The sequence below is a fragment of the Amycolatopsis keratiniphila subsp. keratiniphila genome (genome assembly GCF_001620365.2).
In the GTDB taxonomy this organism is placed as follows: domain Bacteria; phylum Actinomycetota; class Actinomycetes; order Mycobacteriales; family Pseudonocardiaceae; genus Amycolatopsis; species Amycolatopsis keratiniphila.
Genome location: NZ_LQMT02000022.1, coordinates 120,716 through 133,467, shown reverse-complemented (window position 1 = coordinate 133,467; position 12,752 = coordinate 120,716). Strand labels below are relative to the sequence as shown.

Genomic DNA, 12,752 nt, shown 5'->3' with positions numbered 1-12,752 from the left:
CTTACAGCTCGTAAAGCCGCTTCCAGTTGTCCCGCGAGGTCAGCTCGGGCATGGCGCGCTTGTACTGCTCCTGCACCGCCGCGCCTTCCTTGCGGAGCCGCTGGATCACCTTCGCGCCCCGGCGCGCCAGGTCGAACATCTTCGCGCGGTCGTACGAGCGGACCCGCACGCCTTCCTGCGAAGCGTCGGTGACGACGGCGGTGTCGAAGGTCGCGACGTGCCACCAGTGGGCCTCGTCGATCGGGATCGCGCCGAGCGAGTGACGGCTGCGGCCGAGCACCCGGTCGAGGATCCGCTTGATCAGCACCAGGCGCTGCATGCTGGGCCGCGGTGCGCTGTTGATGATGCCGATGTCGTTCGACGCGATACCCGGGACGTCGGTGGCCTTGTGCCGTTTGGTCTCGGGGTACTCGTCGCGGATCCGGCGGATCTCCTTCATCGCGGCGACGCCGCCGTCACGCAGGACCTCCGGCCCTTCGAGGAAGTCCTCGACGGCCTTGATCAGCGTGGCGGACAGGCCGTACTGCATGCCGAGCAGGTACCGGACCAGCTGCGCGATGAGCACGCGCGAGAGCAGGTTCAGGTTGAACGGCGAGTGCAGCGCGGCGGTGATGATCGAGTTCCGCAGGTTGAAGTAGCGGTGCCACTCGTCCCAGTCCTTCCAGTGGAAGTCGGCGTGCCAGACGCCGGCGCCCGGAAGGGTGACCGTGGGGAAGCCGTGCGCGCGGGCGCGGTAGCTGTACTCCGCGTCGTCCCACTGGAAGAAGAACGGCAGCGGGTAACCCGTGGCCTTGACGACCTCGTACGGGATCAGGCACGACCACCAGCCGTTGTACCCGGCGTCGAGGCGGCGTTCCTGGCGGTTCGGCTTGAGGGTCTCCTCGTCGACGCCGAGCAGGTCGGCGGTCGAGAGCGAGTGCTGCACCGGCTGGCCGGGCTCCAGCGTGTTCAGCCGGGCGTATTCGGCGCCGACGTGCAGCTGGTTCGGGTGCAACAGGTTCAGCATCTGCCCGCCGACGATGACCGGGTTGACCGTGCGGTTGGAGAACGCGGTCATCCGGATCACCAGATCCGGCTCCAGCAGCACGTCGTCGTCCATGAACAGGACGTTCGCGTGCTCGGTCTCGGTGTGCCCGGCGACCTCGTAGAGGCCGCGGGTGAACCCGCCGGCGCCGCCGAGGTTCGGCTGCTTGATGTAGTGCAGCTTGTCGCCGAGGTCCTTGGCGACCTGCTCGAAGCCGTCGCGCGACTCGACGAGGTCGGTGCCCTGGTCGGCGACGTAGATCGCGTCGAGCGTCTCCAGCGAGGAGACGTCGGCGGCGAGCGCCTGCAGGTTCGACAGGCAGTCGTCGGCGCGGTTCATCGTGCAGATGGTCACCGCGGTCGGGCGGATCTTCTCCGGCGCCTCGACCGTCCAGCGGACCTTCTCGACACGCAGCGACTGGCCGCCCTCGGTCTCGAGGTCGAGCCAGAGCGCGCCGCCGTCGTAGAACTTGTCGAGCTTCGCGGTGAGCGTCACCTTCTGCTGCTTCGCACCCGCGACGATCTCGGCGGCGACCACGCGGGGGTCGCCCTCGATGTCGGAAGCGCCGATGGACAGCTGGCCGTCACCGGTGACGACGGCCTCGACCTGGACCTCGGTCACGTCGGTCCAGCGCTGCCAGTAGCTGGCGGGGAACCGGCCGAAGTACGTGTTGCCGGACACCTTCGACGCCGGCTCGATGGAGATGCCCGCGCGCTCGCGCACGGCGGTCCCCCACTCGAGTTCTGCGTAGAGGTCCTTGCTGACGATGGGGGCCGGGCCGGCGTAGAGCCCGCGCTGCGCGGTGAGACGGCCCTGCGGGGTGCGTTCCGCGAAGCGGGTGTCGTCGACAGTGCTCACCATGGCGCTCGGGGCCTCTCCGGTGACGGCGGCTTTACCGGGCATGAATCCTCAGTTCTCCTCTGTGCTGGTGGCGGTGGCGCGGGGCTCACGGAAGACGACCCACTTGAGCATGACGAAATTGATCACGGTCGCGGTTGCCTGCGAGACGACCCAGCCGAAGGTGGCCTTCCAGGCCGACTCCGGCAGGACGTGCAGCATCGTGCGGTTGACGCCGACGGCCACGAGGAACGTCACGGCGTACAAGAGCACGAAGCCACCGATCTGACGCGCGCCCTCCTGGCGTCCACCGGCGAAGGTGAACTTGCGGTTCAGGAAGAAGGCGGTCGTGGTGCCCACGATGAAGCTGAGCGCGCGGGCGATGTCGACCCACGGCGTCGCGTCCATTCCGAGGGCACGAAGCCCCTGGTAGACGCCGAAATCGACCAGGGCGCAGAAGCCGCCGATGAGGCCGAAGCGGATGAGCTGCCCGAGCAGCCCAGGGGAGGACGGCGCTGCTGCCGTCACGCCGGCTTTCGGGTCGGTCGCCACCACTGCTCTACCTCATAAACTGCTGGGGCTGATGCGCAAAGTGTAGAAGCGAGCACTTCAGGGTCACGTTCCGGGCAGTGTTCGGCGTGGTTACCCTGGTCGGCGTGACCCAAGCACCCAAGACACAGCGTCAGTCGCTCATGGGCTGGGCAAGGACGTCGCCGACCATCGCGGACGTCCTGAGCACCCCCGACGTGGAAGCCATCGCCCGTGCGGTGACGCGGGCCGGGGAACGCGGGGTCATCGCGCGTGGTCTCGGCCGCTCGTACGGCGACCCGGCGCAGAACGCGGGCGGCCTGGTCGTGGACATGACCGCGCTGGACCGCATCCACTCGATCGACCCGGATTCCGGCATCGTCGACCTCGACGCCGGGGTCAGCCTCGACAAGCTGATGCGCGAGGGCCTCCCCTACGGCCTGTGGGTCCCGGTGCTGCCGGGCACCCGCCAGGTGACCATCGGCGGTGCGATCGCCAACGACATCCACGGCAAGAACCACCACTCGGCCGGCAGCTTCGGCAACCACGTGGTGTCGATGGACCTGGTCACCGCCGACGGGCAGGTGCGCACGATCACGCCGGACGGCCCCGACGCGGAGCTGTTCTGGGCGACCGTGGCGGGTATCGGCCTGACCGGCATCATCGTCCGCGCCAAGGTCCGGATGACGAAGACGGAGACGGCCTACTTCAAGGCCGACATCCAGCGCACCGCGAACCTCGACGAGACGCTGGCGCTGGTCACCGACGGCTCCGAGGACAACTACACGTACTCCTCCGGCTGGTTCGACTCGATCTCCAGGGGCGCGAAGCTCGGCCGCGCCGCCTTCCAGCGCGGTTCGCTCGCCAAGCTGGACGAACTGCCGCCCAAGCTGCGGGCCGACCCGCTCAAGTTCAACCCGGGCACCCTGGCGACCCTGCCGGACGTGTTCCCGAACGGGCTGGCGAACAAGCTGTCGTTCTCCGCGATCGGCGAGCTGTACTACCGCAAGACCGCGAAGAACGCGCGCGACCAGATCCAGAGCCTGACCGCGTTCTATCACCCGCTCGACCTGTTCGGCGAGTGGAACCGGGCTTACGGCTCCAAGGGTTTCCTGCAGTACCAGTTCAGCACGCCGCTGAACGCGCACGAGCCGCTGCGCCGGATCATCCAGAAGGTCGCCGACTCCGGGCACGTGTCGTTCCTCAACGTGTTCAAGCAGATGGGCGAGGGCAACCCGGCGCCGCTGTCGTTCCCGCACCCCGGCTGGATGGTCTGCCTCGACTTCCCGATCAAGGACGGGCTGAGCCGGTTCTGCCAGGAACTCGACGAGGACGTCCTCGCGCTCGGCGGCCGTCTGTACACGGCGAAGGACTCGCGCACCTCCGCGGAGAACTTCGCGAAGATGTACCCGCGGCTCGAAGAATGGCGCAAGGTCCGCGCCTCCGTTGACCCCGAAGGCGTTTTCGCCTCTGACATGTCCCGAAGGTTGGAACTGTGATCGACGCTGTGGGCAACCCCCAGTCCCTGCTGCTGCTCGGCGGCACCTCCGACATCGCGCTCGCGATCGCGGAGAAGTACCTGTCGGAGCGGCCCCTCCGGGTCGTGCTGGCCGGACGGCAGTCGCCGCGGCTCGACGCGGCCGCTCAGCGCCTGAAGGACAAGGGCGCCGAAGTGTCGACCGTGGACTTCGACGCCAAGGCCCTGGACACCCACCCCGCCGTGCTGGACAAGGCCTTCGAGGGTGGCGACATCGACGTCACCGTCGTCGCGTTCGGCCTGCTCGGCGACCAGGAAGAGCTGTGGCAGGACCACGCGAAGGCCGTCGAGGCGGCGACCGTGAACTACACGTCCGCGGTGTCCGTCGGGGTCGCGCTGTCGAACAAGCTCAAGACGCAGGGCCACGGCAAGGTCATCGCGCTGTCCTCGGTCGCCGGTGAGCGGGTCCGCCGGTCGAACTTCGTCTACGGCTCCTCCAAGGCCGGTTTCGACGGCTTCTACCTGGGACTCGGCGAGGCACTGGCCGAGTTCGGCGTGCAGATCACCGTCGTCCGCTCCGGCCAGGTCCGGACCAAGATGACCGAAGGCCTCAAGGACGCCCCGCTGACGGTGGACGTCGAGCAGGTCGCCGAGACCGCCGTCGCCGCCTCGCGCGCCGGCAAGGAACTGGTGTGGTCGCCCGCGCCGTTCCGGCTGGTCATGTCGGCCCTCCGGCACATCCCCCGGCCGATCTTCCGGAAGCTGCCGATCTAGGGAATGAATCTCGGCTATCCGCTCGGGGCCGCGTCGCAGGCCCTGCCTTCGTTGCGCCCGGGCGAACGGCTGCTGTGGGCCGCGTACGGCCGGACGCTGAACTACGACGTGCGCGGCTTGGATCCCTGGGGTGTGCCGAAGAAGAGCGTGCTGGGCAAGCTCGGCTCGGGCGCGGCGAACTTCGCCGGGGACATGGTCGGCGCGGCATTGGGCGGTGGCGACGACAGCGGCCGGTCGAATCCGCCGTCGCCGCAGGTCATCGTGTTCGGCGAACAGGGTGGCCTCGCACACGCGGCCGTGCGGGAGCTGTCCACCAGCGGTTCGCTTTCGCGGCTGTGGGCGCTCACCAGCGCGCGGCTGCTGGTGCTGGAGAAATCCGTCGCGCCGGGGAAGCCCTCGGAGAAGTCGTTCCTGTCGAAGGCGATCGGGTTCGGCAAGGACATCGCCGCGATCATGACCACGAAGACCTACGGCGAGAACGCGGCGGGCGTCCCGATCGCGCGGCACGAGATGGTGCCGTGCGCCGAGATCCCGCGCGAGTCGATCGCCGGGTTCGCCGTGGCCGAGCACGGCAAGAAGCGGCGCCCCTGTCTCCGTGCGTCCTTTGTGGACGGATCGGGGATGGATTTCCTGTTCGACTGCGACGATCCCCGGCAGTTCGCCTGGCTCCACTCGGTGACGGTGAGCTGATGGAGAACACGCTTCCGATGGCGAAGTCCGTCGACGAGATCGTCGAGAAGGAACTGCATCAGTTCTGGCTCGCGCCCGGTGAACGTCTGATCATCGGCTGCCCGCCCGCGCACGGTTATGTCGGGCTCGTGCTGGACGGCGAGCTCACGCTGCCCTACTCGGCGGCGCGCGAAACCCCTGCGGTGACCGGGAAGACACGATGGCCGCTGCCCGCTCCGGACGTCCTCGAAGGCGACTGGACCGACGACCCGACGATCGCGTACTGGGTCGTCGCGCGGACCGCGGACCAGACCGCGGTGCGGCTCGCGGACCATCTCGCCGGGGGCAAGGGCGAGGCGCGGCTGACGCTTTCGGATCGGCGGCTGGCCGTCGTGTACCCGGCGCGGCTGCTGGAGGGCGAGGATCCCGCCCAGCCGTTCCGGACCTTCGAGGAGATGCCGTCGGGCGTGGTGCGTTCGGTGTCCGCGCTCTACCTGGGGCGGAGTTTTCCGCCGCGGCCGGTGCTTCAGTTCGTCTTCGCCGACGGGTCCATGATCTGCCAGCGGGACATGCTGGCCGTCACGAAGGCCGACCGGGCCCGTTCCCGCCGCTGACCCCTCAGCGGGCCGGGAGCAGGTACAGGCTTTGCGTGCCCATCCACGGCGAGTGGATGGTCCAGCTCGCCAGCGCGTTCGCGGGCGGGGCCTTGCTGGTGGTGGTCAGCACCAGCTCCGGCGTCGCGGGCGGGACGCTGTGATCGAAGAACCGGAAGTTCGCCGCCAGCAGCGCCTTCCCCAGATCGCTGCTGCGGTTCTTCGTCTCGACTATCGCCGGATCGACCGACCCGCGGTCGGAGAACTGGTCGACGATGTCGCAGTCGCAGGAGTACGCGAGGGCGCCGACCTCGCCCGCGCTCTCCACCTTGCGCCCCTTGGTCAAGGCGCCCAGTTGGGAGCCGATCGCGCGGTATTCGTCCGACGCGGCGTGATTGCTGGTGATGGGCGCGAACCGGCGCGGCAGTTCGGGAGCCGCGTAGGCGACGGCGCTCGTCAGCAGGAAGGCGCCCGCGAGGATCCCCGTCCCGAGCCGTGCCCGGCCGGGCACCGCGCAGGCAGCGGCGGCCAAGAACACCGTCGCGCCGATGATGCTGGGCGCGTAATACCAGTGGTACGGCGGGACGTTCAGCCAGCAGTACGCCAGATAGTGCGCCGCGCCGGCGATGGCGAGGGTCGCGAACGGCAGCAGGCGCTTCGCCCGCTCCGAGCCGCGCCGGAAGTGGAATGTCCACAGTAGACCGGCGAGCGCGCCGATCACGAGCGGCAGGAAGGAAAGCGTCGCCGCCACCGGGAAGTTGCGCCAGTACAGCAGCGGGCCGTTGGTGAAGCTGAACGGTCCCCACGACCGCTGCATGATCTTGATGACCAGGGTGTCCGGCACCGCCGAACCCAGCACCAGCCAGCTGAACACGAACCACGGCAGCATCACCGCGAGCGCGGCGAACGTCATCCGCCAGATGCCCACCCAGAATTCGCGGCGACCGAGGAACAGCACGAACGCGATCAGCAGCAGATCGATCCGGATCAGCGCGATCAGGCCGATCACCGCGCCCGCGGCGGCGGGCCGTCGTTCGTGCAGGAACACCATCGACCAGACGACGGCCGCCGCGCCGAGGGAGACTTCGAGGCCGACCGACGACAGCAGCAGCGGGTTCACCAGCAGCAGGCCCAGCGCCAGCGGGGCGAACCAGCCCGGGAGGCCGGTCGCGGCGCCGATGCGGCGGAGGCCGAGGACGAGCGCCACCTGGCTCGCGACGAAGACGATCCCGGCGGCGAAGACGGCGTCTCGCACGATGAAGGTGACGAGCGCCAGCACGAGGACGTTCAGCGGCGACGTCGCGGTGTTGGCGGTGCCCTCTTCGATCAGGCCCCAGTGGCCGTGGAAGGCGAGGTTCTTCGCATACGAGAGCGTGATGTACGTGTCGTCGATCAAATGCCCGCTGACCAGCACGAACACCAGGGCCGACACCACCGCCGCCCCGGCCGGGAGCACCCAGGGTCGGGTAAGGACGGCGGCTCCCGGCAGCGCACCGGAAGCCTGGGGCAGATCGGCGGAGGCGCTTCGCATCACGAACACCGTACACGGCGGCGTGATGATTCCGTTATCTACCCGCCGTGGCGCTGGTCACGCCAGCCGGGGCCGTCACGGAAGTCGCGATCCATGCCGTGACCACCCGGGCCACGGTGTTCACGGGAGAAACCGGGGCGGTCACCGTCGCGGGAGGCCAGGCCGACGGCGGTGCCGATGATGCCGCCGCCGAGGACGAAGCCGAGGGCGCCGACCGCCACCAGCTGCGTCGCGCGGTGCCCGGCGAACCGGCGGAATCCGCCCTTCCGGGGCGGGGCCTGCACCACCGGCGGAGGCGCGGCGGGCTGTTGCTTCGGGGTCTCGTCCGCCACTGAAGGCTGCTCGACCGTCTTGTCCTCGTCTTCGGACGGCCGCTGCGGGTCGGTCATCTTTCGCTCCTCAGGCTGATGGGGGCGGGCTGTGTGCCCGCCCCCATCACCGAGGATCCGTGCGCTTCCTATGGATGCGCTGTGTGTGAGCTGTCGAATCAGAGATAGAACGACAGGAACAGCGTGATGACCCAGCTCGCGCCGAGCACCTGGAGCACGCGGTCCTTGAGCGCGATCTCCTCCGGCTCGCCCGCGTTGCCGCCGTCGACGTCGACGGCGTAGCGCAGGACGGCCACCACGAACGGGACCATCGAGACGACCGCCCAGACCGAGTCGTGCTCGACCTGGCGGATCTCGAACGCCCACAGGCAGTAAGACATGATCAGGATCGCCGCGGACGTCGCCCAGACGAACCGCAGGTAGCTCGCCGAGTACTTCTTCAGCGAAGACCGGATCTTCGCCCCGGTGCGCTCGAAGAGCATGATCTCGGCGTAGCGCTTGCCCGCCACCATGAACAGCGAGCCGAACGCGGTGACCAGCAGGAACCACTGCGAAAGCGCGATACCGGCGGCCACACCACCGGCGATCGACCGCATCAGGAAGCCCGAGCCGACGATGGCCAGATCGACCACCGGCTGGTGCTTGAGCCCGAAGCAGTAACCGAGCTGGACGGCCTCGTAGACCGCCAGCACGACCGCGAGCTGCCAGCTGGCGAAGAACGAGATGCCGAGGCCGGCGGCGAAGAACACGGCCGCCGCGACGAACGCCACCGGCACCGGCACGATCCCGGCCGCGATGGGCCGGTTCCGCTTGGTCGGGTGCGCCCGGTCGGCCTCGACGTCGATCGCGTCGTTGATGAGATAGACCGAGGAGGCCACCAGCGAGAACGCCGCGAAGGCGATCAGCGCGGCGATCAGCAGGCCGGTCCGGTCCGTCGACTTCGAAAAGGCGAAGAACGGTGCGGCGAACACCAGCACGTTCTTCACCCACTGGCGCGGGCGTGCCGTCTTGATGATGCCGCCGACGAGACCGCCGGCGACCTTCTTCGGCTCGGCGGCCTCGGCCACGGGTTCTACGTCGTCAGGCTTGGAATCGGCCTTCTCGGTCGTTTCACTCATCGTCGCTTCAGCTTCCTACGTATCAAGCCGCCGACTACGCCCCCAAGGGCCGCTCCGGCCAGAACGTCGGTCGGGTAGTGGACGCCGAGCACGAGCCGGGAGGCCAGCATCGGCGGTACCAGGGCCGGGACCAGGTTACGCCCGGTCAATCCGGAGTAGAGCACCGCCGCCGCCGTAGTCGAGGTCGCGTGCGAGGACGGGAAGCTCAGCTTGCTCGGCGTGGAGACCAGGACCTCGACGCTCGGGTGGTCCGGTCGTGGCCGCCTGACCACGCGTTTCACCGCGATGGACGCGGCGTGCGCGCCGACGACGCCCGCCGCCGCGACCAGCCAGTCCTTGCGGCGCTTCTTGTCTACCGCGGCCCCGACGAGCCCCAGCGCGAACCAGCCCGCGCTGTGCTCGCCGAAGTGCGAAAGACCGCGTGCCGCCTTCACCGTGGCGTCGCTCTTCAGGACGCCCTGAGCCTTCGCGAGAACCGCCACCTCACCGGTGGGAACGCCCTTCTCAAGCATCGAGGGATCCGTCCAGAGGCGCGCCATCGGTCAGGTGCGGCGCGATCTTGTTGTCGAACACGGACAGCGCCGAGCCGATGGCCATGTGCATGTCGAGGTACTTGTAGGTACCGAGACGGCCGCCGAACAGCACGTTCTTGTTCTTGGCCTCGGCCTTCGCCAGCTCGCGGTAGGCTTCGAGCTTCTCGCGGTTCTCCGGGGTGTTGATCGGGTAGTACGGCTCGTCGGCCTCGCCGGCGAAGCGGGAGTACTCGCGGAACACGACCGTCTTGTCGTTCGGGTAGTGCTTGCGCTCCGGGTGGAAGTGCCGGAACTCGATGATCCGGGTGTAGGGCACTTCTTCGTCGTTGTAGTTGACGACCGAGGCACCCTGGAAGTCGCCTGTCTCGACGACCTCGGATTCGAAGTCCACCGTGCGCCAGGTGAAGCGGCCCGCGGAGTAGTCGAAGTAGCGGTCGAGCGGCCCGGTGTAGACGGTCGGGGTGCCGGCGGGGATGTGCTCGCGGACGTCGAAGTAGTCGACGTTCAGCCGCACCTCGATGTTCTCGTGCTCCGCCATCTTCTCGAGCCACGCGGTGTAGCCGTCGACCGGCAGACCCTCGTAGGTGTCGTTGAAGTAGCGGTTGTCGAAGGTGTAGCGGACCGGCAGCCGGGTGATGATGTCGGCGCCCAGGTTCTTCGGGTCGTTCTCCCACTGCTTGGCCGTGTAGCCGCGGATGAACGCCTCGTAGAGCGGGCGGCCGATCAGCGAGATGGCCTTTTCCTCGAGGTTCTGCGCGTTCGCGGTCTCGAACTCCGACGCCTGCTTGGCGATCAGCTCGCGGGCCTCGTCCGGCGTGTGCGACTTGCCGAAGAACTGGTTGATCAGCGCCAGGTTCATCGGCAGCGGGTACACCTGACCCTGGTACTTGCCGAACACGCGGTGCTGGTAGTTCGTGAACTCGGTGAAGCGGTTGACGTACTCCCACACACGCTTGTTGGAGGTGTGGAACAGGTGCGCACCGTAACGGTGCACCTCGATCCCGGTCTCGGGCTCGGCCTCGGAGTAGGCGTTGCCACCGATGTGGTGCCGCCGCTCCAGCACGAGGACCTTCTTGCCGAGCTCGGCCGCGGCCCGTTCGGCGACGGTCAGCCCGAAGAAACCGGACCCGACCACGATGAGGTCGTAGCCGGTGAAATCGGCTTCAGTAATCTTGTCGGGGTTCGTGTGCGCGCTCACGGGCGTCGAGGGTACGCACGTCGACTCCGTGCCCTGCACCGAGCACCGGTTTTCACCTTCGACAGACACATTTAGGAAGCAGTGCCTACTCCGGACACCTTCTGGTCGTATTTCGGTGCGACCCTCACCTACCTGGCCGTCCTCGCGGTCCCCGGCGGGCTCGTCGGCCGTGCCGCCGGCCTGCGTGGCTGGGCCCTGGCGGGGCTGGCCCCGCTGCTGTCCTACACGGTAACCGGACTGGCCGGTCCGTGGCTGGCACTCGCGGGCGTGTCGTACAACCCCCTCACCGTGGCGGCCGTCACGGCCGTGCTCGCCGGGATCGGCTTCGGCCTCCGCAAGCTGGGTCAGAGCCGCGGCTGGATCAAGCCGGGCGCCGAGGAGCCTCCGAAGAAGTGGCACCCGCGCGCGCACTACGCCGTCGCGGCCTGCGTCGCGCTGGCCGTCGGCATCTCGATCCTCGTGGTGCTCTCCGCCCGCGGCGGCACGACGGCGGTGTTCCAGCGCTGGGACACCGTGTTCCACGCGAACGGCATCCGGTACATCGCCGAGACCGGCGACGGCTCGCTGACCGGTATGGGCACCATCAACTGGTACCCGGACGGCTCGTTCTACCCGAACGCGTATCACCTGGTCGGCTCGCTCGTGTACTCGATCTCGGGCACGACGATCCCGGTCACGCTGAACGCCATCACCATGCCGGTCGCCGGGATCTTCGCGCTGTCGATGGTCGCCCTGATCCGCCAGCTCGGCGGGCGCGCGGTGTTCGCGGGCTGCACGGCACTGGTGGCCGCCGCGGCCACCACCGGCGCGTACGAGTCGGTGTCCAGCGGGCTGCTGCCGTTCGCGCTGGGGATCGTGCTGACGCCGCTGGCCGTGGTCGCGCTGGCCCGCTTCCTCGCGCGGCCCGGCCTCGACACCGGCTACGTGCTCGCGCTGACCGCGGTCGGCCTGCTGGCGGCGCATTCGTCGGCGCTGTTCGGCGCGCTGCTGTTCGCCTTCCCGCTGGTGGTGCAGCGCTGGTACCGCGCGCTGCGGCACAAGCCGCTCGACGGCGTGCCCGAGGGGCGCGGCGGCTGGCGGGTCATCGGCGGCGACGTCGTCAAGATGGTGCCGGTGATGGCGGGCAGCGGGCTGCTCGCGGCACCGCACATCCTCGGCGCCCTGAAATTCACTTCGGGTTCATACCCTTATTACGCGTGGGGCTCCGACCTGCCGGTGCTGAAGTCGCTGGGGCTGCTGGTGACCTTCCGGCAGGTGCTGAGCGCGCCGCAGGTGTGGCTGACGGTGCTGCTGGCGATCGGTGTGCTGAGCCTGTTCCGGCTCGGGCGGATGCGCTGGGTGGGGCTTTCGGCGATCGGCTTCTCGGCGCTGTTCGTGCTGGTCGCCTCGTTCGGCGCCGAGCCGTGGGTGATCTCGCTGTCGCGGCCGTGGTGGAACGACCGGTACCGGCTGATGGCGCTCGCCGCGATCCCGTTGTGCCTGCTCGCCGGGCACGGGATGGCGGAGTTGCAGCGCTGGTTCGCGAAGTGGGCGAGCGGACGGTCCTGGGTGAAGAGCCGTCCCGCGCTGCCCGCCCGGCTGGGGCTGGCGACCGCCGTGTTCGTCGTGGCCGCGTCGGCCGTGCTGACCAAGGGTTTCTACACCGAGTCGAACGCGCACGCGGTGTCGTTCCTGTACTACAACGGGCCCGAGGGCGAGGTCACGCCGCCGGTCAGCGCCGACGAGCTGGCCGCGATGAACGAGCTGACCAAGATGAACGTCGGGCCGGACGAAAAGGTGCTCAACGAGCGCTTCGACGGGACGGCCTGGCTGTACGCGATCACCGGTATCCACCCCGTCGCCGGGCACTACGACCCGGGCGTGCCGCCGCCGGACGCGAAGTACCTGGCGCTGCATTTCCGCGACTACGACACCGACCCCGAGGTGCGGGCCGCGGTGCGGCGGCTGAACATCAAGCACGTGCTGATCGGGAGCACGCCGATCAAGATCGGTGAGCCGCCGGCGCCGGGGCTGCGGGATCTGGACGGGCTGGGCTTCCTGCGGAAGGACTTCTCGAACGCGGGTGCTTCGATCTACACGCTGACGCGCTGACGGCTGTTTCGCGCGGCCGACGCGTGCAATGAACGGTCCGTTCCTTGCAA

12 protein-coding genes are annotated in these 12,752 nt (G+C 68.7%); 5 read left to right on the top strand and 7 right to left on the bottom strand.

Features of this window, described 5'->3' with window-relative positions; genetic code table 11:
- Window position 1: 1 nt before the first annotated feature.
- Window positions 2-1,927: a glycosyltransferase gene (locus AVR91_RS23090; protein WP_063277314.1), complete on the bottom strand. Its 1,926-nt coding sequence runs from the start codon at window positions 1,925-1,927 to the stop codon at window positions 2-4.
- 6 nt (window positions 1,928-1,933) lie between these two features.
- Window positions 1,934-2,416: a GtrA family protein gene (locus AVR91_RS23085; protein ID WP_016330686.1), complete on the bottom strand. Its 483-nt coding sequence runs from the start codon at window positions 2,414-2,416 to the stop codon at window positions 1,934-1,936.
- Window positions 2,417-2,517: 101 nt separating this feature from the next.
- Between AVR91_RS23085 and AVR91_RS23080 the strand changes: the two genes are divergently transcribed.
- From AVR91_RS23080 to AVR91_RS23065, 4 genes are read left to right on the top strand one after another with little or no spacing between them, the layout of a single operon-like run.
- Complete coding sequence (locus tag AVR91_RS23080; RefSeq protein WP_063277346.1) at window positions 2,518-3,888, top strand: FAD-binding oxidoreductase; 1,371 nt, start codon at window positions 2,518-2,520, stop codon at window positions 3,886-3,888.
- Window positions 3,885-4,640: a decaprenylphospho-beta-D-erythro-pentofuranosid-2-ulose 2-reductase gene (locus AVR91_RS23075; RefSeq protein WP_063277315.1), complete on the top strand. Its 756-nt coding sequence runs from the start codon at window positions 3,885-3,887 to the stop codon at window positions 4,638-4,640. The genes AVR91_RS23080 and AVR91_RS23075 overlap by 4 nt, the downstream gene beginning before the upstream one ends.
- Window positions 4,641-4,643: 3 nt before the next feature.
- Window positions 4,644-5,330: a hypothetical protein gene (locus tag AVR91_RS23070; RefSeq protein ID WP_063277316.1), complete on the top strand. Its 687-nt coding sequence runs from the start codon at window positions 4,644-4,646 to the stop codon at window positions 5,328-5,330.
- On the top strand, window positions 5,330-5,923 hold the full coding sequence (locus AVR91_RS23065) for a hypothetical protein (RefSeq protein WP_063277317.1): 594 nt from the start codon (window positions 5,330-5,332) through the stop codon (window positions 5,921-5,923). The genes AVR91_RS23070 and AVR91_RS23065 overlap by 1 nt, the downstream gene beginning before the upstream one ends.
- A gap of 4 nt (window positions 5,924-5,927) precedes the next feature.
- On the opposite strand, the gene AVR91_RS23060 is transcribed toward AVR91_RS23065, so the two are convergent.
- The 5 genes from AVR91_RS23060 to glf form a co-directional block, all read right to left on the bottom strand.
- Entirely contained in the window at window positions 5,928-7,433 is a 1,506-nt protein-coding gene (locus AVR91_RS23060) for a hypothetical protein (RefSeq protein ID WP_063277347.1), read from the bottom strand.
- 38 nt (window positions 7,434-7,471) lie between these two features.
- Window positions 7,472-7,822, bottom strand: coding sequence for a hypothetical protein (locus AVR91_RS23055; protein ID WP_063277318.1), 351 nt, complete (start codon window positions 7,820-7,822; stop codon window positions 7,472-7,474).
- 98 nt (window positions 7,823-7,920) lie between these two features.
- Window positions 7,921-8,880: a decaprenyl-phosphate phosphoribosyltransferase gene (locus AVR91_RS23050; RefSeq protein WP_063277319.1), complete on the bottom strand. Its 960-nt coding sequence runs from the start codon at window positions 8,878-8,880 to the stop codon at window positions 7,921-7,923.
- Window positions 8,877-9,392: a phosphatase PAP2 family protein gene (locus AVR91_RS23045; RefSeq protein WP_063277320.1), complete on the bottom strand. Its 516-nt coding sequence runs from the start codon at window positions 9,390-9,392 to the stop codon at window positions 8,877-8,879. The genes AVR91_RS23050 and AVR91_RS23045 overlap by 4 nt, the downstream gene beginning before the upstream one ends.
- Window positions 9,385-10,611: a UDP-galactopyranose mutase gene (gene glf, locus AVR91_RS23040; protein WP_007030611.1), complete on the bottom strand. Its 1,227-nt coding sequence runs from the start codon at window positions 10,609-10,611 to the stop codon at window positions 9,385-9,387. The genes AVR91_RS23045 and glf overlap by 8 nt, the downstream gene beginning before the upstream one ends.
- An 81-nt stretch (window positions 10,612-10,692) precedes the next feature.
- Here glf and AVR91_RS23035 point away from each other — a divergent pair, with 81 nt between their 5' ends.
- Window positions 10,693-12,702, top strand: coding sequence for a DUF6541 family protein (locus AVR91_RS23035; RefSeq protein WP_063277321.1), 2,010 nt, complete (start codon window positions 10,693-10,695; stop codon window positions 12,700-12,702).
- The last annotated feature ends 50 nt before the right edge of the window (window positions 12,703-12,752 follow it).

Coding starts and splice junctions, on each gene's coding strand:
- AVR91_RS23060 (WP_063277347.1), bottom strand. CDS start 7,433: ATGCGAAGCGCCTCCGCCGATCTGCCCCAGGCTTCCGGTGCGCTGCCG.
- AVR91_RS23045 (WP_063277320.1), bottom strand. CDS start 9,392: ATGCTTGAGAAGGGCGTTCCCACCGGTGAGGTGGCGGTTCTCGCGAAG.
- AVR91_RS23070 (WP_063277316.1), top strand. CDS start 4,644: ATGAATCTCGGCTATCCGCTCGGGGCCGCGTCGCAGGCCCTGCCTTCG.
- AVR91_RS23090 (WP_063277314.1), bottom strand. CDS start 1,927: ATGCCCGGTAAAGCCGCCGTCACCGGAGAGGCCCCGAGCGCCATGGTG.
- AVR91_RS23065 (WP_063277317.1), top strand. CDS start 5,330: ATGGAGAACACGCTTCCGATGGCGAAGTCCGTCGACGAGATCGTCGAG.
- AVR91_RS23055 (WP_063277318.1), bottom strand. CDS start 7,822: ATGACCGACCCGCAGCGGCCGTCCGAAGACGAGGACAAGACGGTCGAG.
- AVR91_RS23050 (WP_063277319.1), bottom strand. CDS start 8,880: ATGAGTGAAACGACCGAGAAGGCCGATTCCAAGCCTGACGACGTAGAA.